This window comes from Variovorax sp. TLI9-5A (genome assembly GCF_056867935.1).
This window is the reverse complement of record NZ_CP200310.1, coordinates 1,849,942-1,875,520: the sequence shown is the minus strand read 5'-3', so window position 1 is coordinate 1,875,520 and position 25,579 is coordinate 1,849,942. Positions and strand designations below refer to the sequence as shown.

25 protein-coding genes are annotated in these 25,579 nt (G+C 67.9%); 5 read left to right on the top strand and 20 right to left on the bottom strand.

Going from position 1 to position 25,579, the window contains the following annotated elements; genetic code table 11:
* Positions 1-13: 13 nt before the first annotated feature.
* Both AC1VNX_RS09185 and AC1VNX_RS09180 read left to right on the top strand, forming a co-directional pair.
* Positions 14-901: an amidohydrolase family protein gene (locus AC1VNX_RS09185; protein ID WP_483156418.1), complete on the top strand. Its 888-nt coding sequence runs from the start codon at positions 14-16 to the stop codon at positions 899-901.
* A 23-nt stretch (positions 902-924) separates the two neighbouring features.
* Positions 925-1,839 carry an SMP-30/gluconolactonase/LRE family protein gene (locus tag AC1VNX_RS09180; RefSeq protein ID WP_483156417.1) on the top strand — a complete coding sequence of 305 codons (915 nt, stop codon included), beginning with the start codon at positions 925-927 and terminating at the stop codon, positions 1,837-1,839.
* A gap of 17 nt (positions 1,840-1,856) precedes the next feature.
* Here AC1VNX_RS09180 and AC1VNX_RS09175 read toward each other — a convergent pair whose 3' ends face one another.
* Positions 1,857-2,936: an L-idonate 5-dehydrogenase gene (locus AC1VNX_RS09175; RefSeq protein ID WP_483156416.1), complete on the bottom strand. Its 1,080-nt coding sequence runs from the start codon at positions 2,934-2,936 to the stop codon at positions 1,857-1,859.
* 30 nt (positions 2,937-2,966) lie between these two features.
* Positions 2,967-3,920 carry a 2-hydroxyacid dehydrogenase gene (locus tag AC1VNX_RS09170; RefSeq protein ID WP_483156415.1) on the bottom strand — a complete coding sequence of 318 codons (954 nt, stop codon included), beginning with the start codon at positions 3,918-3,920 and terminating at the stop codon, positions 2,967-2,969.
* Positions 3,921-4,060: 140 nt separating this feature from the next.
* Between AC1VNX_RS09170 and AC1VNX_RS09165 the strand changes: the two genes are divergently transcribed.
* Genes AC1VNX_RS09165 through AC1VNX_RS09155 form a run of 3 tightly spaced genes read left to right on the top strand, consistent with a single transcriptional unit; the run spans position 4,061 to position 5,377 of the window.
* The gene (locus tag AC1VNX_RS09165) at positions 4,061-4,822 is read left to right on the top strand and encodes an SDR family oxidoreductase (protein ID WP_483156414.1); all 762 of its coding nucleotides are present in this window, start codon (positions 4,061-4,063) and stop codon (positions 4,820-4,822) included.
* A gap of 44 nt (positions 4,823-4,866) precedes the next feature.
* Positions 4,867-4,989 carry a hypothetical protein gene (locus AC1VNX_RS09160; RefSeq protein WP_483156413.1) on the top strand — a complete coding sequence of 41 codons (123 nt, stop codon included), beginning with the start codon at positions 4,867-4,869 and terminating at the stop codon, positions 4,987-4,989.
* A 46-nt stretch (positions 4,990-5,035) separates the two neighbouring features.
* Positions 5,036-5,377, top strand: a complete 342-nt coding sequence (locus AC1VNX_RS09155) for a putative antibiotic biosynthesis monooxygenase (RefSeq protein ID WP_126023335.1) — start codon at positions 5,036-5,038, stop codon at positions 5,375-5,377.
* Here AC1VNX_RS09155 and AC1VNX_RS09150 read toward each other — a convergent pair.
* From AC1VNX_RS09150 to AC1VNX_RS09065, 18 genes are all read right to left on the bottom strand, one after another.
* Positions 5,340-7,274, bottom strand: coding sequence for a glycoside hydrolase family 15 protein (locus AC1VNX_RS09150; protein WP_483156412.1), 1,935 nt, complete (start codon positions 7,272-7,274; stop codon positions 5,340-5,342). The two genes, AC1VNX_RS09155 and AC1VNX_RS09150, sit on opposite strands and share 38 nt — an antisense overlap.
* A gap of 87 nt (positions 7,275-7,361) precedes the next feature.
* Positions 7,362-8,096, bottom strand: coding sequence for an RNA polymerase sigma factor FliA (locus AC1VNX_RS09145; protein ID WP_483156411.1), 735 nt, complete (start codon positions 8,094-8,096; stop codon positions 7,362-7,364).
* A gap of 43 nt (positions 8,097-8,139) precedes the next feature.
* Complete coding sequence (locus AC1VNX_RS09140) at positions 8,140-8,949, bottom strand: MinD/ParA family ATP-binding protein (protein ID WP_483156410.1); 810 nt, start codon at positions 8,947-8,949, stop codon at positions 8,140-8,142.
* A gap of 10 nt (positions 8,950-8,959) precedes the next feature.
* Positions 8,960-11,476 carry a flagellar biosynthesis GTPase FlhF gene (gene flhF, locus AC1VNX_RS09135; protein WP_483156409.1) on the bottom strand — a complete coding sequence of 839 codons (2,517 nt, stop codon included), beginning with the start codon at positions 11,474-11,476 and terminating at the stop codon, positions 8,960-8,962.
* Positions 11,473-13,575: a flagellar biosynthesis protein FlhA gene (gene flhA / locus AC1VNX_RS09130; protein WP_483156408.1), complete on the bottom strand. Its 2,103-nt coding sequence runs from the start codon at positions 13,573-13,575 to the stop codon at positions 11,473-11,475. Before flhA ends, flhF begins: the two co-directional genes overlap by 4 nt.
* A complete protein-coding gene (flhB, locus tag AC1VNX_RS09125; protein WP_483156407.1) occupies positions 13,572-14,729 on the bottom strand; it encodes a flagellar biosynthesis protein FlhB in 1,158 nt (385 codons plus the stop codon). Before flhB ends, flhA begins: the two co-directional genes overlap by 4 nt.
* 141 nt (positions 14,730-14,870) lie before the next feature.
* Positions 14,871-15,515: a protein phosphatase CheZ gene (gene cheZ, locus AC1VNX_RS09120; RefSeq protein ID WP_483156406.1), complete on the bottom strand. Its 645-nt coding sequence runs from the start codon at positions 15,513-15,515 to the stop codon at positions 14,871-14,873.
* A 1-nt stretch (position 15,516) separates the two neighbouring features.
* Entirely contained in the window at positions 15,517-15,915 is a 399-nt protein-coding gene (cheY, locus tag AC1VNX_RS09115; protein ID WP_126023328.1) for a chemotaxis response regulator CheY, read from the bottom strand.
* A 34-nt stretch (positions 15,916-15,949) separates the two neighbouring features.
* The gene (locus AC1VNX_RS09110; RefSeq protein ID WP_483156405.1) at positions 15,950-17,029 is read right to left on the bottom strand and encodes a protein-glutamate methylesterase/protein-glutamine glutaminase; all 1,080 of its coding nucleotides are present in this window, start codon (positions 17,027-17,029) and stop codon (positions 15,950-15,952) included.
* Positions 17,030-17,031: 2 nt separating this feature from the next.
* Entirely contained in the window at positions 17,032-17,676 is a 645-nt protein-coding gene (gene cheD / locus AC1VNX_RS09105; RefSeq protein WP_483156404.1) for a chemoreceptor glutamine deamidase CheD, read from the bottom strand.
* Positions 17,673-18,542, bottom strand: coding sequence for a CheR family methyltransferase (locus AC1VNX_RS09100; RefSeq protein WP_483156403.1), 870 nt, complete (start codon positions 18,540-18,542; stop codon positions 17,673-17,675). Before AC1VNX_RS09100 ends, cheD begins: the two co-directional genes overlap by 4 nt.
* 96 nt (positions 18,543-18,638) lie before the next feature.
* A complete protein-coding gene (locus tag AC1VNX_RS09095) occupies positions 18,639-19,937 on the bottom strand; it encodes an EAL and HDOD domain-containing protein (RefSeq protein WP_483156402.1) in 1,299 nt (432 codons plus the stop codon).
* Between the two features lie 20 nt (positions 19,938-19,957).
* On the bottom strand, positions 19,958-22,027 hold the full coding sequence (gene cheA, locus AC1VNX_RS09090) for a chemotaxis protein CheA (protein ID WP_483156401.1): 2,070 nt from the start codon (positions 22,025-22,027) through the stop codon (positions 19,958-19,960).
* Between the two features lie 53 nt (positions 22,028-22,080).
* Positions 22,081-22,959, bottom strand: a complete 879-nt coding sequence (motB, locus tag AC1VNX_RS09085; protein ID WP_483156400.1) for a flagellar motor protein MotB — start codon at positions 22,957-22,959, stop codon at positions 22,081-22,083.
* Positions 22,960-22,989: 30 nt separating this feature from the next.
* Positions 22,990-23,850 carry a flagellar motor stator protein MotA gene (motA, locus tag AC1VNX_RS09080; protein ID WP_483156399.1) on the bottom strand — a complete coding sequence of 287 codons (861 nt, stop codon included), beginning with the start codon at positions 23,848-23,850 and terminating at the stop codon, positions 22,990-22,992.
* A gap of 75 nt (positions 23,851-23,925) precedes the next feature.
* Positions 23,926-24,513 carry a flagellar transcriptional regulator FlhC gene (gene flhC / locus AC1VNX_RS09075; RefSeq protein ID WP_483156398.1) on the bottom strand — a complete coding sequence of 196 codons (588 nt, stop codon included), beginning with the start codon at positions 24,511-24,513 and terminating at the stop codon, positions 23,926-23,928.
* The gene (flhD, locus tag AC1VNX_RS09070; RefSeq protein WP_483156397.1) at positions 24,510-24,872 is read right to left on the bottom strand and encodes a flagellar transcriptional regulator FlhD; all 363 of its coding nucleotides are present in this window, start codon (positions 24,870-24,872) and stop codon (positions 24,510-24,512) included. The genes flhC and flhD overlap by 4 nt, the downstream gene beginning before the upstream one ends.
* Positions 24,873-25,209: 337 nt before the next feature.
* On the bottom strand, positions 25,210-25,485 hold the full coding sequence (locus tag AC1VNX_RS09065) for an EscU/YscU/HrcU family type III secretion system export apparatus switch protein (protein WP_483156396.1): 276 nt from the start codon (positions 25,483-25,485) through the stop codon (positions 25,210-25,212).
* Between the last annotated feature and the right edge of the window lie 94 nt (positions 25,486-25,579).

The window sequence follows — 25,579 nt, the reverse complement described above, 5'->3', positions numbered from 1 at the left end:
AGACAACGCACGAATGAACGCCACCTCCATCGCGCAGCCGGTTCCCCACTCGGTGGGCCTGGATCGCCCCGCGCCCGCGCTGCCTGCGGACACCTGCGACAGCCACATGCACATCTTCGACCCGCGCTTCGCCGCGTCGCCGCACTGGAAGCGCCAGCCGCCGCGCGCCGAGGTGGCGGCCTATCGGCTGCTGCAGCAGCGGCTGGGCACCTCGCGCACGGTGGTCGTCAACCCGTCGACCTACGGCACCGACAACGCCTGCACCCTCGATGCGCTCGCGCAGCTGGGCGAGCAGGCGCGCGGTGTCGCGGTCGTCGCCGAGGACGTGGCCGACGATGAACTCGACCGCCTCGCGGCGCAACGCGTCTGCGGCCTGCGCGTGAACTTCGTGACGCCGCAGTCCTGGGGCGTCACCACGCCGCAGATGCTGACGACGCTGGCGCGCAAGGTGGCGCGGCTGGGCTGGCACATCCAGGTCTTCGTGCATCCGGAGCAGCTGGTGGAGCTCGAGCCGGTGCTGGCCGCCCTGCCGGTGCCGCTGGTCATCGACCACATGGCGCGCCTCGACCCGGCCGAAGGTGCAGACGCGGCCGCATTCGCGGCGGCTCGCCGGCTGCTCGATGGCGGCAACACGTGGATGAAGCTCTCGGGCGTCTACATGCGTTCGCGCGACGGCGCACCTGCTTACCGCGACGCCTTCACGATGGGCAGGGCACTGGTCGAGGCCGCGCCCGAGCGGCTGGTATGGGGCAGCGACTGGCCGCACACGACCGAGACGCCGGGAACGGTGGACGACACTGCGCTCGCCAACGTGCTCACAGCCTGGTGCGGCGACGAGGCAGTGCGCAGGCGCATCCTCGTCGACAACCCGGCGAAACTCTATGGATTCGCGGCCGCCTGATCCGCGCCGACTAGGAGACCGACATGTACTTCCTGCAAGCGCCCCAGGTGCTGGAACTCCAGACCTTCACCAGCATGCCCGAGCACTTCCGGCGCCGCGAGCCGAGCATCTGGGCCGGCGCCAACCGTGGCGGCCAGCCGACCGACTCCTTCCTCGAAGGGCCGGTGTTCGACGACGCCGGCAACCTCTACGTCTCGGACATCCCCTTCGGCCGCATCTTCCGCATCGACGCCTCGGGCGAATGGACGCCGGTTGCCGAATACGACGGCGAGCCGAACGGCATGAAGTTCATCGACGCGAACACGCTGCTCGTCACCGACTACAAGAACGGCCTGATGCGCGTGGACGTGCGCACCGGCAGCGTCGCGCCGCACCTGCAGCGGCGCAACACCGAGAGCTTCAAGGGCGTGAACGACCTGGTGCTGGACGCGCGGGGCAACGTCTACTTCACCGACCAGGGCCAGAGCGGGCTGCACGACCCGTCGGGGCGCCTGTATCGCCTGCGGCCCGACGGACAGCTCGACCTGCTGCTGTCGAACGTGCCCAGCCCGAACGGCGTGGCGCTCTCGCCCGACGGCAAGGTGCTCTACCTCGCCGTGACGCGCGGCAACTGCGTCTGGCGCGTGCCGCTGCTCGCGGACGGCAGCGTCGCCAAGGTGGGCCAGTTCTTCACCTCCTACGGCCCGAGCGGCCCCGACGGGCTCGCCGTCGACGCGCGGGGGCGGCTGCTGGTCGCCAACCCGGGGCTCGGCATCGTGTGGGTGCTCAATGCACGAGCCGAGCCGGTCATGGTGCTGCGCGGCCCGGTCGGAGCCTCGACGACCAACATCGCCTTTGGCGGGCCGGACCGGTCCACGCTGTTCGTCACCGATTCGACGCACGGCAACGTGTTGAAGGCCGAGCTCGACGCGCCGGGCACCCCGCTGCACCGGGGCTGAGCCCTCTGCTCAGGTTTTCAGGCGGCGACGGCCTCCGCCTGCGCCGCATCTCCCGCGAAATCGATCAGCACCTTCATTGCCTTGCGCCTGTCGCTCGCCAGCTCGAAGGCCTGGCGCGCCTGCAGCATCGGAAAGGTGTGCGACACCACCGGCGAAAGATCGACGCGCCCTTCGTTGATGAGCTTCACCGCCAGCGCGAACTCGGCATGGAAGCGGAACGAGCCGCAGATGCTGAGCTCCTTCGCCACCACCATGTTCTGCGGAATGCTCACGTCGCCGCCCAGGCCGAGCTGCACGACAACGCCGCGCGGGCGCATCACCTCCAGGCCGTCGCGCAGCGCGCGCTCGTTGCCGGAGCATTCGAGCAGCACGTCGAAGCTGCCCTTGTCGGCCGAATAGCGCGACACCCAGGCCTTTTCCTTCGCGACGTTGATGACGTGGTCGGCGCCCAGGGCGCGCGCGATGGCCAGCGGCTCGTCGACCACATCGGTGGCGGTGATCTCGGCCGCGCCGTGCGCGCGCGCCGCCGCGATGGCCAGCACGCCGATGGGCCCGCAGCCCGACACCAGCACGCGCTTGCCCAGCAAGGGGCCGGCGCGCGACACGCCGTGCAACCCCACCGAGAACGGCTCGGCCAGCGCGGCCAGCCGCAGCGGAACATGGTCGGCCACCTTCACGCACTGCGTGGCCTCGCACAGCAGCATGTTGCGGAAGGCGCCCTGCACGTGCGGCGTGCGCATCGCGCTGCCATAGAAGCGCATATCCAGGCACTGGTTGGGCAGGCCTTCGAGGCAGAACTTGCAGGCGCCGCAGGGGCGGCTCGGGTTGACCGCCACCTTGTCGCCGATGCGCACGCTCTCGACGCCGGGCGCCACTGCCACCACGGTGCCGGCCACTTCGTGACCCAGCACCATCGGCTCCTTGATGCGCACGGTGCCGAAGCCGCCGTTGTGGAAGTAGTGCAGGTCGGAGCCGCAGATGCCGCCCATCCCGACTTTCACCAGCACCTGGCCGGGGCCGATCTCGCCGGCATCCTGTTCGTCCAGGCGCAGGTCGTCGGGGGCGTGGATCACGAGGCACATGCAACGAAGACGCATGGTTCTTCTTCCTTCTGTCTTTGTCAGGTGTCAGGCAACGGGGGTGATCAGGGGTCGGCCCGCGAAGTGGGCCTCGAGGTTGCGGCGCACCAGTTCGCCCATGGCACGGCGCGTCGCTTCGGTGCCGCTGCCATGGTGCGGGGTGAGCACAACGTTGTCGAGCGCGGCGAAGCGCGGGTCGATGCGCGGCTCGTTGAGGAACACGTCGAGCGCCGCGCCGGCGATGGCGCGCGTCTCCAGCGCCTGCAGCAGCGCGCCTTCGTCGACGGCGGTGCCGCGCGACACGTTCACCAGCCAGCCCTTGGGGCCCAGCGCCTGCAGCACCCCGGCATCGACGATGCCGCGCGTGGCCTCGCCGCCGGGAAGGATGACGACGAGCACGTCGCACCACTCGGCCATGGCGCTCAGGCTGGCGAAGTGGCGGTGCGGGCTCTCCGCCTTCGGCGTGCGGCTGAAGTAGCCCACCTCCACGTCGAAGCCCGAGAGCCGCCGCGCAATGGTGCCGCCGATGCGGCCGAAGCCCGCGATGCCGATGCGCTGGCCGAAGACGCGCGTGGCCAGCGGCATGCCGCCGTGGGCCCAGGCGCCGCTGCGCACGAACTGGTCGCCCGCGGGAATGCGCCGCTGCACTGCCAGCATGAGGCCCACTGCAAGGTCGGCAACGTCACCGTTGAGCACGTCGGGCGTGTTGGTCACGCGAATGCCGCGCGCACGGCAGGCGGCGAGGTCGATGCCGTCGGTGCCCACGCCGTAGCAGGCGACCAGCTCCAGCTTCGGCAGCGCCGCGATGAGCTCAGTGCTCGCGCCCAGCTCGCCGCGCGTGGCGATCGCGCGGATCTGCGATGCGTGTTCGGCGATGAAGGCCTGCCGGTCAGGCGCCTGCCAGAGGTGGTGCAGCGTGTAGGCCTCCCGCATCGGCGCCATGTCCCATTCGGGGTAGGTGCCTGGCATCAGCACATGCGCAGGGGTGGCGGTGGTGGTCAAGCTGGCGTCCTTTGGCTGGCGTATCAATGATACCGGTAACTTTAATCTTCAGGGAGGGGCAAGAGAACTCAGGGTTTACCCATTGACCGCAGCAAAAGATACCGGTAACTTATTCGCCAGTCACGCACCAGGAAACTCCCTTGAAACTGTTCGACCTCTCCGGGCGCACCGCCCTCGTCACCGGCTCCAGCAAGGGCATCGGCTTCGCGCTGGCCGGCGCACTCGGCAACGCGGGCGCCCGCGTCGTGCTCAATGCGCGCGACCCCGCCCTGCTCGCCGCCGCCCGCGACGCCCTGCGCGCCAGGGGCATCGCGGCCGAAGCAAAGGCCTTCGACGTGACCGACGCCGAGGCCGTGGAAGCCGGCGTGGCCGCCATCGAGGCCGAGGTCGGGCCCATCGACATCCTCGTCAACAACGCCGGCATGCAGCATCGCGGGGCGTTCGCCGAGTTCCCGGTGGATGCGTGGCACAAGATCACCACCACCAACATCGACAGCGTGTTCCTGGTGGGCCGCTCGGTCGCGCAGCGCATGATCGAACGCAAGCGCGGCAAGATCATCAACGTGTGTTCGGTGCAGAGCGAACTGGGCCGCCCGGGCATCGCGCCCTATGCCGCCACCAAGGGCGCGGTGAAGATGCTCACCAAGGGCATGGCGATCGACCTCGGCAAGCACGGCATCCAGGTCAACGGCCTCGGTCCTGGCCACTTCAAGACCGAACTCACGCAAGCGCTGGTGGCCGACGAGGCCTTCACCGCATGGCTTTCCGGCCGCACGCCCGCCGGCCGCTGGGGCGATGTGGAAGAGCTCGGCGGCGCGGCCATCTTCCTGGCCTCGGACGCATCGAGCTTCGTCAACGGCCACATCCTCTATGTGGACGGCGGCATCACCGCGAGCCTGTAGCACCGTGCGGCGGGCCCACCTCGGCCATCCATGAAGGCCTTCGCATGACGAAGACGACTGCCCCGACGATGCGCGTGGCCGTGATCGGCGTCGGCATCATGGGCTCGGCTATCGCGCGGGACACGGCCGAGATGATGCGGCAGTTCAGCGGCTACGAACGCGGCTGAATCCCCCTTCACCACACGCACTCGACACACAGGAAAGAGAGAACCCATGTTCATCCGCTGCGCGTTCTTCAGGGGCCGGGTCAAGCCCGGCATGGAAGAAGCCTTCGACCGCCACGTGCACGAGAAACTGGTGCCGCTGTGGACCCGCTTTCCCGGCGCGCTCGAAGTGCGCGTGCTTCGCCAGCTGGAAAGCGACGTGAGCGACCCCGAGCTGGCGATGGTGCTGTCGATCCGCTACGCGAGCCGCGAGGACATCGCCCGCGCGCTCGAATCGCCCGTGCGCTACGAAAGCCGCGAAGTGTCGAAGAAACTGTTCGAGATGTTCGATGGCACGGTCTTCCACACCGTGTTCAGCGCCGAGGAGTTCGCGCTCGCGAACGCTTCCTGACGGGCGCCTTTTCCTTCTTCTTCTCTTTCTTTTCTTCTTTCTTCTTCGACGGCGCCTTGCCATCGAGGTCCGCCAGCTCCCACACGCCGCCGGCCGCCGACACCAGCGCGTGCGCGCTGTTGATCAGCCCGATGTGCGAGAAGGCCTGCGGAAAGTTGCCCAGCTGCCGCTGTGCCACCGGGTCGTATTCCTCGGCAAAGAGGCCCAGGTCGTTGCCCAGCGCCAGCAGCCGCCTGAAGAGCGCGCGCGCCTTGCGCACCCTGCCCATGGCCACGTACACGTTGGCCAGCCAGAAGCTGCACGCCAGGAATGCACCCTCACCGCCGCCGAGGCCGTCCACGCCCTTCTCGGTGCGGTAGCGGTACACCAGCCCGTTGAAGACCAGCTCCTTCTCGATGCGCGCGACCGTGCCCTGCACGCGCTCGTCGTGGATCGGCAGGAAACCGATCAGCGGCATCCACAGCAGCGCCGCATCCACCGTGTCGGCACCGTAGTACTGCACGAACGAGTTGCTCGCCGCGTCGTAGCCGCGCGCGCAGACCTCGGCGTGGATCTGGTCGCGCGCCTCGCGCCAGCGGTCGATGGGGCCCTCGAGCCCGTATTCGGTTGCGCTGGCGATCACGCGGTCGAAGGCCAGCCAGCACATGATCTTGGAATGCACGAAGTGGCGGGGCTCGCCGCGCACCTCCCACAGGCTGCAGTCGGGCTCCCGCCAGAGTTCCATGAGCTGCTTCGCGATGGCACGCTCCAGCGGCCACAGCTTGTCCATGTCCGACAGCCCGGCCTTGCGCGCCGCATGGAAAGCCGCGATGACCGAGCCGTACACGTCGAGCTGGCGCTGCCCGTGCGCGCCGTTGCCGATGCGCACCGGGCGGCTGTCCTCGTAGCCGCGCAGCCAGCCCAGTTCGAGCTCGGTGAGCGAGCGTTCGCCGTGCAGGCCGTACATCACCTGCAGTTCCTCGGGCGATCCGCCCACCGCGCGCATCAGCCACCAGCGCCATGCGCTGGCCTCCTCGACGTAGCCAGAGCCGATCAGCGCGTAGAGCGTGAGCGCCGCGTCGCGCAGCCAGCAGAAGCGGTAGTCCCAGTTGCGCTCGCCGCCGGGCAGCTCGGGCAGCGAGGTGCTCGGCGCGGCGACGATGCCGCCGGTCGGCTCGTAGGTCAGCGCCTTGAGCGTGAGCAGCGAGCGCATCACCGGCTCGCGGAACTCGCCGTGGTAGCCGCAGCGATCGGTCCACGCGCTCCATTCGGCGACCGTGCGCGCCAGCAGAGCGTTGGCATCGCGCGTCACCGGCGGCTTCAGGTGCGAGGCAAACCAGTCCAGGCTGAACGCGATGGACTGCCCGGCCGACACGGTGAAGTCGGCGAAGCTCGCGAAGTTCTCGTTGACCAGCGGCACGCCCGAGCTGATGCGCACCGAATCCGGCCCGGCCGTGGCGAACACCGCGCCGTCGCGCCGCTCCATCCACGGGCACCACTCGCCGTAGTTGAAGCGGATGCGGAACTCGGTGTGCATGCTCACCGTCCCGCGCACGCCCCGCACGATGCGCACCACCTCGTGTGTGCCGTCGAGCGCGGGGCGAGGCATGAAGTCGGTGACGACGGCCACGCCCGTGCTCGTACGAATCGTGGTCTCCAGCACCACGGTGCCGGGCAGGTAGCGCCGGGAGACGCGCGCCTTGCGGTCGCGCGCGCACATGGTCCAGTGGCCGTTGCGCTCGTCGCCGAGCAGGCTGGCGAACATCGCGGCCGAGTCGAAGCGCGGCAGGCACAGCCACTCGATGTCGCCGCCCAGATGCACCAGCGCCGCGCTGTGGGTAGAGCCGATGAGCGCGTATTCGCCTATGGGGCGGCTGGCCTGCAGCCTTGAGGAGGGTTGCTTGCGGGTCTTTGGCAAGCCTCCGAGTTTTCGTGCCCTGGCGAGCGCGCTGCGCCGGAGGCAGGCGCGCTTCGCTGACGGACAACGCCTATTCAGCGCCTCCTTCTAGAGCACATCCTTCAGCTTCGCCCGCAGCCTGCTGATCGCCTGGCTGTGCAGCTGGCACACCCGCGACTGGCTCACTTCGAGGATGGCGCCGATCTCGCGCAGGTTCAGCTCTTCCTCGTAGTAGAGGTTCAGCAGCAGCTGGTCGCGCTCGGGCAGCGCCGAGATGGCGTCCACCAGCTGGTGGCGAAAGCCGCTTTCCAGCAGTTGCTCCAGCGGATCGTCGCTGCTGCGCCGGTCCTTTCGGGCGTCTTGCGAACGGCTGTCGAGGAAGCCGTTGTCGGCGTCGTCCTTGGAGAAGTCCTCGACGTACAGCAGCTGGCAGCCCTGGATCTCCTGCAGCAGCGACTGGTAGGCCTCGATGTCCATCTTCAGTTCCCGGGCGATCTCCCCTTCGGTGGGAGCGCGCCCGAGCTTGTGGCCCAGTGCCTGTATCGCCTTCTCGATGCCGCGCGCCGACTGGCGCAGGCCGCGCGAGCCCCAGTCGGCGGCGCGCAGCTCGTCGAGCATGGCGCCGCGTATGCGCTGGCTGACGAAGGTCTCGAACTGCGCGCCCCGGTTGTCCTGGTAGCGCGCGGATGCGTCCAGCAGGCCCAGCATGCCGGCCTGGATCAGGTCGTCCAGCTCCACGCTGGCCGGCAGCTTCGCCATCATCTGCAGCGCGATGCGGCGCACCAGCGGCTGGTGCTGCGCGAGCAGGTGCGATTTCTCGATAGTTCCTTGTGCGGTGTACATGGCCGTGCGTGCGTCCTTCCTTGCTCGGTGCGGAGCCGGCGGCTCAGGCCACGGCCTGCAGCGGCGCTGCCTCGGGCCATGGCCACTGGTCCATCTCGCCCGCGGCGCGGCGGAAGTCGACCGCCGCATGGCTCGCGGGAAAGGCCTCTGCGATGGTCTTCTTCAGCCGCCATGCGTCGGCGACCAGCGGATCGAAGCGCACCCATCCCGCCGCCTGCAGCGACAGCGCGAGGTAGCGGCTGCCGGCATGGGCGAGGTTGTTCATGATCTGGCGCGCGGCCTGCACGTCGACCACGCCGTTGAGCAGGAAGCGCATCTGCTTCAGGCCATGGGCGTGGTGCAGGCGCTTGATGCCCGCGTAGGCCGAGGTGACCGAGGCCGGATGCGGCTGCAGCACCAGCAGCAGGTCGTCCGCGCACTGCGCGAGCGGCGACAGCCGGCCTTCGCCGTCGCAGGCCGCGTCGATGACGACGACGCCGTCGTGCCAGAAACTGCGCGGGTCGGCCGCATCGCCAATTGATCCATTCGCGGCATCGGGCGGCGCCGGCAACACGTGCACGCCGCAGGCCACGCGCACCTCGGCGCCGTCGAGCGTGAGACGTCCGCTCGCCACATCGACCAGGCGGCCCAGCGGGTCGATGTCCCAGACCTCGCAGGCCGAACCCTCGGCGCGGCAGTGCTCATCCAGCAGCAGCACGTTGCGGCCCTGCCCCACCAGCGCCACGGCGAAGTTCATAGCGGCGGTGGTGCCGCCAGCGCCACGCCCCATGCCGGCCACCGCGACCACGCGCGCCTGCGTCGGCGCGAGCAGGCGCCGGAGGCCGTCCGCCTGATCCGCAACCAGCTTGTTCATCGCAGTGCCCTCAATCCTGCCGCTCCAGCTTCTGCGGCTTCTCCAGCGCGCGGTGCGACTGCACCGGGGCGGTCGATTCGGTACCGAGCGCATCCAGCAGCAGGAAGAGCTTGCCCACGCCCGCGTAGAGCGCGCTGCCACTCATGGCGCGGCCGTTGCGCGCCTGGCGCCCGGTGAGCTGCCCCATCAGCGCGCGGGCGCGGTCGGCCCATTCACCTTCGGCCTGCAGCAGACGCCACACGGTGGTGGTCATCTGGCCGGCGATCAGCAGCCGCTTCATGAGGTCCGGATCGCCCAGCTCGCCGATGCCGCCCACCAGCTGCACACCGTCGCGCAGAAGACGGAAGCAGGGCTCGGCATCCACGGCCCAGCCCAGCCATTGCGCGAGCTGGGGCGTGGAAACCTCGGCGCCGACGTTCGACAGCGCATGGCTCAGCGCGAGCACGTTGCCGCTGCGCGCGTCGACCACGCGCGTGGCGATGCAGCGCAACGCCGGCATCTCGTCGCGCGCCATGCCCGCAGCCATTGCGGCGGCGTTGAAGCGCAGCACCACGTCGGCATGCGCCACCGCGAGCAGCGCCGCCTTGCCGCGAAAGCGCATGGGGCGCTCCTCGCCGAATTCGAAATCCATGCGCGCGAGCGTGTCGGGCGAGCCGGTGCGCGAGTCGATCACGGCCGTGGAGCCCGGGGCGCGCGCCAGCCAGCGCTGGCCGGTGGCCTGCCACTGCACCATGGCCTCGATGCCGGGCAGCCGCGTCAGCAGATGTACCAGCGGGCGATGGCCGAAGTCCTGCTGGCGCAGCCATGGCACCTGGCGTGCGCCGGGCTTGCGCGCGGCGTCCTTCGTGCCGCGCGTGGCCGCCGTCGAAAGCCACTGGTTGGGCGCCGCCATCGGCAGGCCCGTGCGGTCCGACAGCAGCAGGCTGCCGTGGCATTCGTATGCATCGCCGCCTTCGTTCGAGCGCAGGCCGACCTGCCCGCACAGCGCGAGCACGTAGCTCTCGCAGCCCGCGGCCACTTCGCTGCGCGCATGCACCAGAAGATCGTTCAGCACGGCCTTCTGGCCGGCTTCCTCATCCACGGCCTGGCGCCACAGCGCGCGTGCACGCTCGAAGCCGATCTGCGCACCGGCCAGCGCGCTCGCGGTGGTGGCGAGCTCCTGCGCGTCGTGCGCCATCGCGCGGATCAGGTTCTGGTATTTCAGGCGCAGCAGATCGGTCTCGCCCTGCGCCTTCTGCACCGCCTGCTGCGAGGTGGCGCCCGATGCGGTGTCTTCCGGCAGGTCGCTCTCGGCGGGCACGAACAGAGGGCTGTGCTGGCGCGGCTGGAACACGCTGTCCACCAGCTGCGCGCGGTCGGCCTGCATCAGGTTCTCGGGCACCTTCTGGCCGCTGGAGATGTAGTGCACCGGCAGGCGGTGGCGGATCACGGTGTCGATCAGCGCGCCCGGGTGCGTGGCTTCGTCCACCTTGGTGAAGATGCAGCCGGCCAGCTCGTTGCCGTGGCGGTAGGCGTGCACCACCTCGTTGAGCGTGTCGCCGTGGCTGGTTGCGTTGAGCAGCAGCAGCCGCTTCACCGGCCTCGGGCTCTGGCCCAGCATGGCGATCTGCTCGGGCACGGCGCGGTCGCGCTGGCTCATGCCGACGGTGTCGATCAGCACCATGTGCTTCTCGCGCAAGTCCTGCAGCACGAGATGCAGGTCGGCGGCGTCCTTCACCGCGTACACCGGCACGTTGAGGATCTGGCCGTAGATGCGCAGCTGCTCGTAGGCGCCGATCCGGTAGCTGTCGGTGGTCACCAGCGCGAGCTTGTCGGCGCCGAAGCGCATCACGCAGCGCGCGGCCAGCTTGGCGGTGGTGGTGGTCTTGCCCACGCCGGTGGGGCCCATCAGCGCATAGACGCCGCCCTGCGCGAAAAGCGCGTCCTCGTCCTCGTGCACGGGCACGGCGCGGATGAGCTCCGATCGCACGTAGGCCATGCCCTCGGCATAGGTGCGGCCGGTGGGCAGCTTCTCGAGCATGGCCTTGGAAAGCCGCGCGCTGAAACCCGCGCCCAGCAGCGTGCGCAGCAGACGGCCGCGCACGGGGTCGCGGCGCTGCCTGTCGTTCCACACCACGCTGGCGAGCTGTTCCTCGATCATGCCGCGCATGGAGTGCAGCTCTTCGAGCACCGTGTCGGCGGGGGCCGGGGCGGGTGTTGCAACCGGGGCAGCAGATGCGACGGGCGCAACGGGAGCAGGCGCCGCCGGCACCGGCACCGCACGTGCGACCGGAGCCGGCGCGGCAACCGGTGTCGCCACGATCGGTGCAGCCACGGGTTTCGCAGGCGCACTGCCCTGCTGCACCACGCCCTGCACTTCGCCCTCGACCATGGCGACGATCTCCACGCCTTGCGCGGTGACGCGGTGCGAGAGCACGATGGCGTCGGCGCCCAGCGCCTCCCTGACCAATCGCAGGGCTTCGCGGCTGGTGGCCGCGACGAATTTGCGCGCGGTGGCGCGCACGTCTGTCTGTTGGGGGGAATTCAACCTCGTCCTCCGATGGCGGTGGTGACCTTGATGGTTCGGGAATCAGGAATCTCGGCGTGCGAAAGCACCTTGAGCTGCGGCAGGCTGCGCCGCAGGAAGCGCGACAGCAGCACGCGCAGCGCGTGCTGCACGACCAGCACGGGCGCAAGGCCCATCTGCTCCTGGCGGGTGATGGCGGCCTGCGCCTGCCGCAGCAGGTTGTCGGCAATGCCGGGCTCGATGCCGCTGCTGTTGGTGAGGGCCTGCTGCAGCACGCCGTCGAGCGAGCCGTCCAGGCCGATGACCTGCATCTCGGTGTCGCCCGGGAAGAGTTGCTGCGTGATCGCGCGGCCCAGCGCCAGGCGCGTGAGCGTGGTGAGCTCGGTCGGGTCCTTCACGGTCGGCGCGTGCTCGGCCATCACGTCGAGGATGGTGCGCATGTCGCGGATCGGCACTTCCTCGTCGAGCAGGTTCTGCAGCACCTTGTGCAGCGTGCTGAGCGACAGCACCTTGGGCACCAGGTCTTCCGTGAGCTTGGGCGCGGTCTTGGCGATCTGGTCGAGCAGCTGCTGCACTTCCTGGCGGCCCAGCAGCTCTGCGGCGTGCGTCTGTATGAGGTGGTTCAGGTGGGTGGCCATCACCGTGCAGGCATCGACCACCGTGTAGCCGTACACCTGCGCCTGCTGCCGCAGGCTCGCGTCGATCCACGTCGCCGGAAGGCCGAAGGCCGGGTCGCGCGTGGGCGTGCCTGGCAGCGTGCCGCTCACCTGCCCCGGGTTGATGGCCATCCACTGATTCGGGAAGGCCTCGCCGCGGCCGATCTCCACGTCCTTCAGGCTGATGACGTAGGTGTTGGGCTTGATCTCCAGGTTGTCGCGGATGTGCACCACCGGCACCAGGAAGCCGACTTCCTGTGCGATCTTCTTGCGGATGCTCTTGATGCGGCCCAGCAGCTCGCCCTGCTGCGACTGGTCGACCAGCGGAATGAGCCGGTAGCCGACCTGCATGCCCAGCGGATCGACCATGGCCACGTCGTCCCAGGTGGCCTCGGCCGTCTCGGCGGAAGACGCGGCGAGGTTCGCGGCCTGCGCCGCCGCGGCTTCCTGCGCCGCCTGCTGCTTCGGCTTGCGCTGCAGCAGCCCGCGCCCCAGCCACACCAGGCCGCCCGCGATCAGCAGGAAGGCCAGGTTCGGCATGCCCGGGATCATGCCCAGCAGGCCGACGATGCCGGCCGTGAGAAACAGCACCTGCGGGTTGGAGAAGAGCTGGCCCGTGAGCTGGCTGCCCACGTCCTCGTCGGTGGTCACGCGCGAGACGATCACGCCGGCGGCGGTGGAGATCACCAGCGCCGGGATCTGCGCCACCAGGCCGTCGCCGATGGCCAGCAGCGTGTAGGTCTTGCCGGCGGTGGAGAAGTCCAGCCCGTGCTGCACCATGCCCACCACCAGGCCTCCGATGATGTTGATGACCATGATGAGCAGGCCCGCGATCGCGTCGCCGCGCACGAACTTGCTGGCACCGTCCATCGAGCCGTAGAAGTCGGCTTCCTGCGCCACCTCGGTGCGGCGCTTGCGGGCCACGTCCTCGCCGATCAGGCCGGCGTTGAGGTCGGCGTCGATGGCCATCTGCTTGCCGGGCATCGCGTCGAGCATGAAGCGCGCGCCCACCTCGGCGATGCGGCCCGCGCCCTTGGTGATCACCATGAAGTTGATGAGCACGAGGATGATGAAGACCATCACGCCCACCGCGAAGTTGCCACCCACGAGGAAGTGCCCGAAGGCCTCGATCACCTTGCCCGCCGCATCGGGACCGGTGTGGCCGTTCATCAGCACCACGCGCGTGGAAGCCACGTTCAGCGACAGGCGCAGCAGCGTGGAGAACAGCAGCACGGCCGGGAACGCCGCGAAGTCCAGCGCCTTCATCGTGTACATGCTCACCAGCAGCACCATCACCGACATGGCGATGTTGAAGGTGAACAGCAGGTCGAGCAGGAATGGCGGCAGCGGCAGCACCATCATGCTCAGGATGAGGATGATGAGGATCGGCCCTGCCAGCCCCTTGAGCTGCGAGCCCGGGAAGAAGCGCGCGGGCATGCGCATCAGGTTTGTCATCGCGTTCATGCGGCTTGCTCTGCCGCTTCCGCGGCGGTGTATTGAAGGTCTGCGGGAACCGGCAGGTCGGTGGGTGTGCGCGGCGCCTCGCCGCCCTCGGCCTTCCAGCGCCTGAGCTGGTAGACCCAGGCCAGCACCTCGGCCACGGCGGTGTAGAGGCCGGCGGGAATCTCGTCGCCGAGCCTGGTGTGTCGGTAGAGCGAGCGGGCGAGTGGCGGCGCCTCGAGGATCGCCACCTTGTGCTCCTTCGCCAGTTCGCGGATGCGCGCGGCGACGAGCTCGGTGCCCTTGGCCACCACGCGCGGCGCGCGCATGCCGCCTTCCTGGTACTTGAGCGCCACGGCGAAGTGCGTGGGGTTGGTCAGCACGATGTCGGCCTTGGGCACCTCGGACATCATCCGGCGCCGTGCCATCTGCTGTTGCTGGCGGCGAATGGCGGCCTTGATGTGCGGATCGCCTTCGCTTTCCTTGTGCTCCTGGCGCACGTCCTCGCGCGACATGCGCAGCTTGCGGTAGTAGCTCCAGAGCTGGAAGGGCACGTCGATCAGCGCAACGAGGAATAGCGTGGCGGCGATCAGCACGCAGTGCCTGGCCACCAGCACGAGCGCGTGCGGCAGCGCGTATTGGGCAGGCTGCGCCATCAGGGCCATCAGGGTGCCGATGTCCCTCGACACCACCCACCAGGCCACGCCACCGATGAGCGCCGACTTGGCCAGCGCCTTGAGCAGTTCGGCGAGCGACTGCGAGGAGAACATGCGGCCGATTCCGGCCAGGGGATTGAGCTTGCCGAAGTTCGGCGCCACCGACTTGGTGGAGAAGAGCCAGCCGCCGAGCATCATCGGCGCGACCACTGCTGCGACGATCATCATCGCGAACATCGGGCCGATGGCGCCCAGCGCCTGCATCGACATCAGCCCGGTGCGGGCCAGCATGTAGTTGGGATCGAAGGCGCTGGCGCGGTCGAACTGCAGCCCCATGCGCAGCGCGCCGTTCATGCTGGTGCCGAGCGACTCCGAAGCGAGCCACAGGCCGGCACAGGCCGTGCCCAGCATGACGAAGGTGGTGAGCTCGCGCGAACGGGCTACGTTGCCTTCCTCGCGGGCCTTTTCAAGGCGCCGCTCGGAGGCGGGTTCCGTTTTCTCGAGATCGCTTTCCTCAGCCATTCATGCTCCGAACCAGCACTGGCGAAGTACGCCTTGCTCATGGCCAAATTATTGAATTCGACCCCTCGGAACAATCTGTCGATCAGGGCCCTGATAGCCCTGCAATTCGGACAATAGAAAGGGGCCGGCAAGCCCCGGCGATCAGAAGCCGAGGCTCTCCAGCAGGTCGTCGACCTGCGCCTGGTCGGTGACGGCCTCGGGGTTGCCGGGCTTGACCTGCGGGCCGTTCTGCAGGCTCTGCACGGCCTCGTGGCGCTTCTCGGGCGCCGAGTTGTCAATCAGCACCTGCAGCAGCTGCGTCTCGACGTCGTTGACCACTTCCATCATCTTCTTGATGACCTGGCCGGTCAGGTCCTGGAAGTCCTGCGCCATCAGGATCTCCATGAGCTGCGAGTTGATCGCGCTCGCGCGCTCGGGTACGCCGTCGAGATAGCCGCGCGTGTCCAGCACGAGCTCGCGCGCATGGTCGAGCTCGATGGGGTTCTGGAACCACTCGTCCCAGCGCTTGCTCAGGCCCTTGGCGTCGGTGGCCAGCGCTTCCTGCAGCGGCTGCGCCACGTCGATGGCGTTGAGCGCGCGGTGCGCCGCGCGCTCGGTGGTGGCCGCCACATAGCTCAGGCGGTCGCGGGCATCGGGAATGGCTTGCGCGGCCCTGGCCACCTGCTTGTCGAGGCCCAGCTCGCGCAGGCCGTCGCGCAGCTGGCGCGTGAGCTGGCCGATGCGGCCCAGAAGCTCTTCGGTGGTGTTGTTCGCGGGTTCCGCGGCTGGAGAAGTGTTCTGGCTCATGTCACGCCGCTTCCTTGGCGAGCTTCTCGAAGATCTTGGTGAGCTTTTCTTCGAGCGTTGCAGCGGTGAAGGGTTTCACCACGTAGCCGTTGGCGCCGGCCTGCGCCGCCGCCACGATGTTTTCCTTCTTCGCCTCGGCCGTGACCATCAGCACCGGCAGCTTCTTGAGCTCGGGGTCGGCGCGGATGGTCTGCAGCATGGTCAGGCCGTCCATGTTGGGCATGTTCCAGTCGGACACCACGAAGCCGAAGTTGCCGCCGCGCAGCTTCTCGATGCCGGCGGCGCCGTCCTCGGCCTCGTCGACGTTGTGGAACTCCAGCTCTTTCAGCAGGTTGCGCACGATGCGGCGCATGGTCGGGAAGTCGTCCACAACCAGGATTTTGATGCTCTTGTCGATCACGATATTTCCAACTCCAAGGTCGTTTTCTTTTCTCTCAAACTCGGTTCGCGCGTTCACCGAACGTGCGAAGGTGCGCCAGCACGCGGCGGCTCACTTCGGCCAGCGGCGACACGTCGTCCACCGCGCCCAGCGCGATGGCCTCGCGCGGCATGCCGAAGACCACGCAACTCGCCTCGTCCTGCGCCAGCGTGTGGGCACCCGCGCGCCGCATGCGCAGCAGGCCTTCGGCGCCGTCCTTGCCCATGCCGGTCAGGATGATTCCGATGGCGTTCTTGCCGGCATGCCTGGCGGCCGAATCGAACAGCACGTCGATGGACGGCCGGTGGCGGTTCACCGGCGGCTCCTGGTCTAGGTGCGCCACGTAGTTGGCGCCGCTGCGCGCGAGCGACAGGTGGAAGCCACCCGGCGCGATGTAGGCATAGCCCGGCAGCACGCGCTCGCCGTGCTCGGCCTCCTTCACGTTGATGCGGCACAGGCCGTCGAGCCGCTGCGCGAACGAGCGCGTGAAGCCGGCGGGCATGTGCTGCGCGATCATCACCGCGGGCGAATCGGGCGGCAGCGGCTGCAGCACTTCGCGGATGGCTTCGGTGCCGCCGGTGGAGGCGCCGATGATGATGAGCTTCTCGGTACTCAGCAGCGGGCTGCGCAGCAGAGATTCCTGCGGTGCCTCGCCGCCGGGGCGCGCCGGGGCGGCATGCCGCGCGGGCAGCAGGCGCGCGCTGGCCGCCGTGCGGATCTTGCCGGCGATCAGCTCGGTGTAGTTGAGCAGGCCGTCGCGCACGCCCAGGCGCGGCTTGGTCACGAAGTCGATGGCGCCCAGTTCGAGCGCGCGCAACGCGATCTCGGAGCCGCGCTCGGTCAGCGACGACACCATGACCACGGGCATGGGCCGAAGCCGCATGAGCTTCTCGAGAAACTCCAGTCCGTCCATGCGCGGCATTTCCACGTCGAGCGTGAGCACGTCGGGGTTGGTGACCTTGATGAGGTCGCGCGCCACCAGCGGATCGGCGGCCGTGCCCACCACGGTCATGTCGGACTGGCTGTTGATGATCTCCGTCATCACGCTGCGGATGAGCGCCGAGTCGTCGACGCACAGCACCTTGATCTTCTTCACGCTCACGGGTTTCCTTTGTTATCGGCTGCCGATGCCGCTCGCGAGCCGGACAGTCTGCGCAGCAGCTCGCCCTCCTCGTGCTGCACCTGCCGCACTTCTGTCTGCGCGCGCAGCTTGCGCACGATGGCCTTGCCCGTTGCCGGCACGAAGCACACGCGGCGCGCGTGCGGCCCGCGCAGGTCCTGCGCGGCAACCTCGATGCGCTCGTTGTTCAGGTAACGCAGCACGAAGTCGGCATTGCGGTCGCCGATGTTGAGCGTGGTCATGTTGGCCAGCACCGCGCCGCCGCCGAACACCTTGGCCTTGAGCCGGTCGCGGCGCGCACCCGCGCGCACCAGCTCGCGGATCAGCACGTCCATGGCGTAGGCACCGTAGCGCATCGATTCATTGGCGTCGCGCGTGCCGGCCGAGGCACCCGGCTCACCGTCGTCGGGCAGCATGAAGTGGTTCATGCCGGCCACGCCGGCCTCGCGGTCGTGCAGGCATGCGGCCACGCAGGAGCCCAGCACCGTGCTGAGCGCGGTGTTGCTCGAGGTCACGTAGTACTCGGAGGGCAGCAGCTTCACCGCCATCATGCCGACGTCGCGGTCGAAGTAATGATGGCTGGCCACCGAGCCCGGCGCGGCCGCGTTGGAGGCCGTGGTCATGAGGAAGCACCCGCGGCGCGCAAACGCGCCAGCTCGTACACGGTCTGGCCCAGCGGGCGAAAGGCCTGGTTGACCAGCGAGGCGTTCTCCGAATGCCCGGCGAACAGCAGGCCGTCGGACTTGAGCAGCGGCGCGAAGCGGTCGAGCACCTTCTTCTGCGTCGGCTTGTCGAAATAGATCATCACGTTGCGGCAGAAGATCGCGTCCACCGGCTCCTTCACCGACCAGGCGCTGTCGAGCAGGTTGAGGCGCGAGAACTTCACCATCGCCGCCACTTCGGGGCGCACGCGCACCTTGCCCGCGTTGGAGCCGGTGCCCTTGTTGAAGAAGCGCCGCAGCCGCTCGGGCGCGAGCCTGCGCACCTGCTCGGCGGTGAACACGCCGGTGGCGGCCTTGGCCAGCACCGCCGTGTCGATGTCGGTGGCGATCACGCGCGAGGCGGAAGCCTTGTCGCCCAGCGCCTCCATCAGCGTGATGGCGATCGAATAGGGTTCCTCGCCGGTCGATGCCGCCGCGCACCACACGGTGACGGGCTGCTTCGCCTTGCGCGCGTGCTCGGCCAGCGTCGGGAAGTGATGCGCCTCGCGGAAGAACGAGGTGAGGTTGGTGGTCAGCGAGTTGATGAAGAGCTGCCACTCCTCGCCGTCCTGGCGCTGTTCGAGCCAGTCGAGATACGAGGTGAAGTCGGGCAACTGCAGCTCCCTCAGCCGGCGCGAGAGCCGGCTGTACACCATCTGCCGCTTCTGCTCGCCCAGGGCGATGCCGGCGCGGCGGTGGATGAGGGTTCGCACGCGCGAGAAATCGCTGTCGGTGAAGAGGAACTCGGTAGTCACGGCCAGCCTGGAGGGTTGGCTTTCAATGTACATAGCGCCCACCGTTTCCAATGGGCCGATCAGACGCGCAAATGCCTTGCAATTTCCGCGCTTTCCGCACTTTCCGCATCTCGTCGGGCCTCGTGCGCTTCATGGCTCGCCCGCGGCCGGGCTGGCGTCCTGCGCCCACACCAGCGCCGAGAGCTGCGCGGCGTTGACCTGCGCCGGGCTCAGGAACAGCGCTTCCGACAGGCGCGCCGCCTGCCCGTCGTCGAGCTCGCAGCTTTCGGCGAGCGCCACGAAGGGACCGTACAGGCCCCCGCGCGAAAGAATGGCCTGCTGCACCGCCTCGGTAAGCTGCACCTTGCGCAGCACGCCTTCCATCGACACGCCCAGCAACTGGTCGAGCAGCGAGAACATGCCGGCCACGAACAGGTTGTCGGCCTCGCTGGCGGGCAGCATGCCCTGCCCCACCAGCTCGACGAAGCGTCCGCGCAGGATGGCCTTCTTCATCATGTAGGGCGATCCGGCCTTGTTGCTGGTGGCCAGCAGCAGCGAAAGCCACCGGTACAGCGGCGAGTAACCGAGCATGGCGACCGCGTGGCGCAGCGAGTGGATTTCCACCGCCATGCCCACCGCGGGCGAATTGATGTAGCGCAACAGGCGGTAGGTGAGCGCGGCGTCGTGCTTGAGCGCAGCCTCGATCACGCGCAGGTCTTCGTTGCGCTGAAGCATCTGCATCAGCTGCACGATCAGCAGCGACTCGGGCTGCAGCGCGTCTTCGGTCTCGAGCACCGGCGGGTTGCGGAACGCGCCGTCGATGAACACGTTCACGCGCCGCGACGCGCAGGCGTCGAACTCGGTCCAGTCTTCCACGCGCGAAGCGACCGGCTCCACCGGCGGGTGGCCCAGTTGCGCGTCCTGCCGCAGCCGCTCGACGGTGTCGGCATCGTTCGCGCCGACTTCGAGGTGAGTGACGATGGAGCGCAGCTCCGGGTCTTCGGGCATCTCGGTGCCGCCGCACAGCATGAAGCCGAAGCCCTGCTCACGCAGGAACAGCACGATGGAGCGCAAGTCGGCGTCCATCAGCTCGTCCGCCTGCATGCACAGCACCACCTGCTGCGGCGGCAGCGATTGCAGCTCGCTCTGGAAGAGCGCGTCGACCGTCACGTCGACGAACAGCAGCTGCGAGCCCAGCAACCAGCCGTCGCCGCCCGGGTTGAGGTGCATGGCGAGCGTGTCCATGAGCGCCTTGACGCCTGCGGCACCGGACGCCCTGGAGTCCGCGCCAGTGGCACGCCACCCCATGCGATAGCCGATGACGCGCCGCTGCGCGTCGAGCAGCATCGCGTAGGCCACATGGCCTTCGCAGCCCGCCTCGGTCTGCGGGGAAGCGTCCGTGTCGGCGCCGGCGTCTTCGGAAGCGCGACGGAAGAAATCAAACCGCATTCAGCTGTCTCCGTCGGGTGTCAGAGTGCAATGGCGTCGGTCCTCCGGGCCGCGCCCGCGAGCGCGGCCGCACTCGCGGCCTGCGCGCGCTGGATGCGCGGCATGGCGCCCACGTCGATGATGAAAGCCACGCTGCCGTCGCCGAGGATGGTCGCGGCGGAGATGCCGGGCACCTTGCGGTAGTTGGTCTCGAGGTTCTTCACCACCACCTGGTGCTGGCCGAGCAGCTCGTCCACCAGCAGCGCGAAGCGGCTGTCGTCGGCCTGCACGATCACCAGGATGCCCTGCGTGGGGTGCGTCTGCGCACCGGCCACGTCGAACACGCGGTGCAGCTCGATGAGCGGCAGGTATTCGCCGCGCACGCGGATCACGTGGCCGTCGGCGGTGATGGAATGCAGGTGCTCCGGCAACGGCTGCAGCGATTCGATGACGTAGCTCAGCGGCAGGATGTAGGCCTCGCTGCCCACCTTCACCGACATGCCGTTGAGAATGGCCAGCGTGAGCGGCAGCACGATGCGCGTGGTCGTGCCCTGCCCGCCGCGCGAGTGGATCTCGACATGGCCGCCCATTTCCTGGATGTTGCGCTTGACCACGTCCATGCCCACGCCGCGGCCCGAGATGTCGGTGACCTGCTCGGCGGTGGAGAAGCCGGGCGCGAAGATGAGCTGCCACACCTCGTCGTCGGGCATGGTTTCGCTGACCGGCAGCCCCTGCTGCATCGCCTTGGCGAGGATTCGCTCGCGGTTGAGGCCGCCGCCGTCGTCGCTCACCTCGATCACGATGTTGCCGCCGTGGTGCTGCGCCGACAGCAGCAGCTGGCCGGTGGCGTCCTTGCCCTTGGCCAGGCGCACGTCGGGCGTCTCGATGCCGTGGTCGAGGCTGTTGCGCACCAGGTGCGTGAGCGGGTCGACGATGCGTTCGATCAGGCCCTTGTCGAGCTCGGTCTCCTTGCCGTAGGTGTCCAGGCGAACCTGCTTGCCCAGCTTGGCGCTCACGTCGCGGATGACGCGCGGGAAGCGGCTGAACACGTAGTCCATCGGCATCATGCGGATGGACATGACCGATTCCTGCAGGTCGCGCGCGTTGCGCTCCAGATGGCCCAGGCCGCTCAGGAAGCGCTCGTAGGCCACCGGGTCGAGCATGGTCGCGGCCTGCGTGAGCATCGACTGCGTGATGACGAGTTCGCCCACGAGGTTGATGAGCTGGTCGACCTTCTCGACGTCGACACGGATGGAGCTGGACTCCTTGGCGACGGCCGACGATGCGGCGGCCGCGGCGGAGGCTGGAGCCGGTGCGGCCTGCGGCTTCAAGGCTTCCACTTGCGGGGCCGGCTCGGGCGCGGCCGCCGGCGCCGGGGCTTCCGCGGGAGCCGCCGGAGCCGCTGCAACGGCTTCATGCGTGATGTCGATCTGCGACTCGTCGATGACGAAGCAGCAGACCGCGACGATGTCGTCGGGCGAGCAGGTGGTTTCCAGCAGCACGGTGAGCTGGTCGTTGCTGCGCGTGCGCGACAGCACGTTGCCGAGGTTGGCCAGTTCGCCGGTCAGCAGCTCGCCTTCGCTCTCCGACAGGCGCGCGAAGCGGATGCGCAGTGCGCCGCCACCGTTGCCGCTGCCGGCATCGGCCGGTGCCGCCACGGGCTCGGGCGCAGCCACCGGTGCGGGCGCAGGGGCTGGCGGGGGAGCCGCAGCGGCGCTTGCATCGCCGCTTTCGAGCGCGAGTTGCTGAAGCACGCCACAGATGTGCGCGACCATGTCCGGGTCCGGCTCATTACCGGCCTGGTAGGCGGTGAGTTGTTCTTGCAAGGCGTCCTTCGTTTCCAGGAATGCATCGATCATCCGGCCGGTCAGACGCAGCTGCCCGTGGCGGGCGCGGTCCAGCAGCGACTCGAGAACGTGCGTGGTGTTGGTCAGGGCGGTGAAACCGAAAGTCGCTGCGCCGCCCTTGATGGAGTGCGCCGCGCGGAATATGGCGTTGAGCTGTTCGCTGTCGGGGGCGTCGACGTCGAGCTCCAGCAGGAGCTGCTCCATCTCGGCGAGCAGTTCGATGGCTTCGACGAAGAAGGCTTGGGTGAATTGACTGAGGTCCATCTCGTGTCTTTGTGTGGTTCTTGTTGTTGTGCCGTCTGCTGTCGTGGGTTCGCTCAGTCCGCCTTCGCGGCCGCCTTGCCGATGCGCAGCCCGCCGACGGGCTCCACGCTGTTCTCGCGCTCGATGCGCTCCTGGGTGCGGTGGTTGAGCAGGATGATGCTGATGCGCCGGTTGATCGGGTTGCGCGGATCGGCCTTGTCCAGGTGCATGCTGTCGGCCAGCCCGATCACGCGCAGCACCTTGCCGTCGGTCATGCCGCCGGCCACGAGCTCGCGCCGCGATGCGTTGGCGCGGTCGGACGACAGCTCCCAGTTTCCGTAGGAGCGGTCGTTGGTGTAGACGATGGCGTCGGTGTGGCCCGACAGCGTGATCTTGTTGGGCAGGCCGTTGAGCGCGGGCGCGAGTTCGCGCAGGATGGCGCGCATGTGGGGCACCACGCGAGCGCTCGCCAGCTCGAACATCGGGCGGTTCTCGGTGTCGACGATCTGCAGGCGCAGGCCCTCGGTGGTGATGTCGATGAGGATCTGCGAGCGGAACTGCTGGAACACCGGGCTCTTCTCGATCAGCTCGTCGAGCTTCTTCTTCATCTCGACGAGGCGGCTCGCGTCGGCCTCGTCCTCGCTGGCGGTCTCGGTGAGCTTGACTTCGCCCTCGACGTGGACCGGGTCGGCGCCTCCGCCGGGAATCATGCTGGTGCTGAGGCTGGACTTGTCGCCGCCGGTCAGCGCCACGCGCAGCGGCATGCGGAAGTGCTCGGCGATGCCTTCGCGCTGCTTGGTGCTGGAGATGGAGAGCAGCCACATCACGAGGAAGAAGGCCATCATGGCCGTCATGAAGTCGGCATAGGCGATCTTCCAGCCGCCGCCGTGCGCGCCGCCGTGCTTGCCCTTGTGGACGTGCTTGAAGATGACCCGGGGCTTCTCGTCGCTCATGATCGCTCGTTGCTTCGTGCGATGGGCGCGTCAGCGCGCCTTGACCTCGCGGACGTGGTCGTCCAGCTCGGTGAACGAGGGGCGCTCGGTCGAGAACAGCACCTTGCGGCCGAACTCCACCGCGAGCTGGGGTGCATAGCCGTTGAGATTGGCCAGCAGCGTGACCTTGGCGCACTGGTAGATCTTCATGCCCTCTTCCACCTTCTGCTCGATCAGCGAGGCCAGCGGCGACACGAAGCCGTAGGCCAGCAGCACGCCGAGGAAGGTGCCCACCATCGCGTGCGCGATCAGCGCGCCCATCTCGGAAGGCGGCAGGTTGGCGGAGCCGAGTGCGTGCACCACGCCCATCACGGCCGCGACGATGCCCAGCGCGGGCAGCGCGTCGCCCACGCGCGAGAGGCTGTGGCCGGGCACCGCGGCCTCGTGGCGGATGGTTTCGATCTCGTGGTCCATCAGCGCCTCGATCTCGTGCGCGTCGGTGTTGCCGCTGATGACCAGGCGCAGGTAGTCGCACAGGAAGACGGTGATGCCCTCGTGCGCCATGATGCTCGGGTAACGCGTGAAGATCTCGCTCTGGCTGGGGTCTTCCACGTCGGTCTCCAGCTTCATCATGCCTTCCTTGCGGGCCTTGGCGAGCAGCTCGTACAGCAGCGCGAGCAGGTCCATGTAGAGCTGGCGGTTGTGCTTGGAAGTGCGCAGCAGCAGCGGCAGTTCCTTGATGGTGGCCCTGATGGTCTTGCCGTTGTTGCCGGCGATGAAGGCGCCCAGCGCGGAGCCGCCGATCATGAGCAGTTCGACCGGCTGGAACAGGACGCCGAAGTGCCCGCCCATGAGGCCGTAGCCACCGAAGACGGCACCGATCACCACGAGATATCCAACCAGTACCAGCACGCGCTTCCCCTATCGCCCAGCGGGCGTCGAATCAACAAACCCCTGGCGGCCATGGCCGCCGGCGGGGCACTCTTCCTAGACGGCGCCGCCGATGTCCATGACCGGCGCCACGGCGACAAGCCCGCCGCGCCGGCGCTCGGTCGCCTTGGGCTTGCGTGCCTTGCCCGCGCGCGAAGGCGGCCGGCACAGCACGCACACATATCCGTTCTTGTTGTCGTGCGCATGCGCCACGAAATGACCGCCGCACCGGCAGCAGGTGCTCAGCTGCAGCATGTCGCTGTCGAAGAAGCGGACCATGGTCTCGGCACGGGTGAAGTCGAGCACCACCTCGCCGCCGTTGGCCTCGACCTGCTGCGTGTAGAGGCGGTAGGCCTTGATGAGCGCCGGCAGTTCGTTCTCGTCCGCCTCGTCGAGCATGAAGCGGTAGATGTTGTAGAACATCGACGAGTGGATGTTGGCCAGCCACGTCATGTACCAGTCGGTGGAGAACGGCAGCAGGCCCTTGGGCGGAGAAACGCCCTTGAGTTCCTTGTAGAGGCGGATCAGCCGCTCGCGGCTCAGCGTGACCGCGGCCTCCAGGAACTGCAGGCGCGCGCCGAGCCCGATCAGCTCGATCGCAAGCTGGACCTGCCGCACCTCGCCCAGGACGCTCTTGCCGGTCACGCCGCGCTCGCTCCGCGCATCTGCGCCTGCGACTGGGCCTGCGCCTGGCGCGCGGCCATCAGGATCGACATGTGCGCCTGCTGCAGCGCGGGCTCCTTGCCCTCGCCGACCACCGCGAACATCGGGCGGTCGTCCAGCCGGAAGCTGCACAGCAGGAAGTTCGATGCAGCCAGTTTCACGATCTGGCTGAGCGACATGTTCGCCAGCAGATCGGCCAGTTCACGGCCCACGCCGAGACGGAACATGGCCTCGGCCCGGTCCTGCTTCACCAGCTTCTGAGCCAGCAGCATATAGGCCAGATTTATCTCGCCGATTTCCCTCGAAATCACGCCGTTGGCGCTGATGTTGACGTTTTCCATGTCTGATCCCATTTCCGATTCAAAGCTCACTTCGTGCTCCTAACAATCGTGTATACATTATATACACAAAGTTTTACATGTTGAAGTGTTTTGTATGACAGCAGGATAAAAAATGTAGGAGGTGTCTGACACGATGCCCCTCATCTCCGAGTGGAGAGCGCGGGTTTACAGGTGTCAGAAGTTTGGGTAACAAATGTTTCATGCATCACCAAAAAATGCATGAATTTATTCGCATGCAACATCGAATTAAGAAAGACTATGGGTTTATTTCGACCCGATGAAAGACCGTTTTGGTGAATTTCCCGATCCATGATTTCACATTGGTCCATCTGGTCAATTAGTCGCCTTCGCGACCCTCGAGGCGGTAGATCCACGCCATCACCTCGGCCACCGCCAGATACAGCTGCGGCGGGATCTGCCGGTCCAGGTCGACCTGCATCAGGAGCTTCACGAGGTCGGCCGACGAGTGCACGTACAGGCCGTGCTCGCGCGCCTCGCGCATGATCGATTCAGCGACCACGCCATAACCCTTGGCCACGACGACAGGCGCCCGCGTCTTGTCCGCGTACGACAGTGCGACGGCGCTGTTGCGGTTGTCGAGCACCTCGCTCATTGAAATACCTTCGTGCTTCGCACTGCGGTGCGAGCTTGCTTGGGGCGGCCCGGCGCGGCGCTCATTGGAATACCTCCGTGCTTCGCACTGCGGT

Excerpts from the sequence above, each read along its gene's own strand:
- AC1VNX_RS09185 (WP_483156418.1), top strand. The coding sequence starts at position 14 with ATGAACGCCACCTCCATCGCGCAGCCGGTTCCCCACTCGGTGGGCCTG.
- AC1VNX_RS09180 (WP_483156417.1), top strand. The coding sequence starts at position 925 with ATGTACTTCCTGCAAGCGCCCCAGGTGCTGGAACTCCAGACCTTCACC.
- AC1VNX_RS09175 (WP_483156416.1), bottom strand. The coding sequence starts at position 2,936 with ATGCGTCTTCGTTGCATGTGCCTCGTGATCCACGCCCCCGACGACCTG.
- AC1VNX_RS09160 (WP_483156413.1), top strand. The coding sequence starts at position 4,867 with ATGACGAAGACGACTGCCCCGACGATGCGCGTGGCCGTGATCGGCGTC.
- AC1VNX_RS09155 (WP_126023335.1), top strand. The coding sequence starts at position 5,036 with ATGTTCATCCGCTGCGCGTTCTTCAGGGGCCGGGTCAAGCCCGGCATG.
- AC1VNX_RS09145 (WP_483156411.1), bottom strand. The coding sequence starts at position 8,096 with ATGTACACCGCACAAGGAACTATCGAGAAATCGCACCTGCTCGCGCAG.
- AC1VNX_RS09140 (WP_483156410.1), bottom strand. The coding sequence starts at position 8,949 with ATGAACAAGCTGGTTGCGGATCAGGCGGACGGCCTCCGGCGCCTGCTC.
- flhA (WP_483156408.1), bottom strand. The coding sequence starts at position 13,575 with ATGAACGCGATGACAAACCTGATGCGCATGCCCGCGCGCTTCTTCCCG.
- flhB (WP_483156407.1), bottom strand. The coding sequence starts at position 14,729 with ATGGCTGAGGAAAGCGATCTCGAGAAAACGGAACCCGCCTCCGAGCGG.
- cheZ (WP_483156406.1), bottom strand. The coding sequence starts at position 15,515 with ATGAGCCAGAACACTTCTCCAGCCGCGGAACCCGCGAACAACACCACC.
- cheD (WP_483156404.1), bottom strand. The coding sequence starts at position 17,676 with ATGACCACGGCCTCCAACGCGGCCGCGCCGGGCTCGGTGGCCAGCCAT.
- AC1VNX_RS09100 (WP_483156403.1), bottom strand. The coding sequence starts at position 18,542 with ATGTACATTGAAAGCCAACCCTCCAGGCTGGCCGTGACTACCGAGTTC.
- AC1VNX_RS09095 (WP_483156402.1), bottom strand. The coding sequence starts at position 19,937 with ATGCGGTTTGATTTCTTCCGTCGCGCTTCCGAAGACGCCGGCGCCGAC.
- cheA (WP_483156401.1), bottom strand. The coding sequence starts at position 22,027 with ATGGACCTCAGTCAATTCACCCAAGCCTTCTTCGTCGAAGCCATCGAA.
- motB (WP_483156400.1), bottom strand. The coding sequence starts at position 22,959 with ATGAGCGACGAGAAGCCCCGGGTCATCTTCAAGCACGTCCACAAGGGC.
- flhD (WP_483156397.1), bottom strand. The coding sequence starts at position 24,872 with ATGGAAAACGTCAACATCAGCGCCAACGGCGTGATTTCGAGGGAAATC.
- AC1VNX_RS09065 (WP_483156396.1), bottom strand. The coding sequence starts at position 25,485 with ATGAGCGAGGTGCTCGACAACCGCAACAGCGCCGTCGCACTGTCGTAC.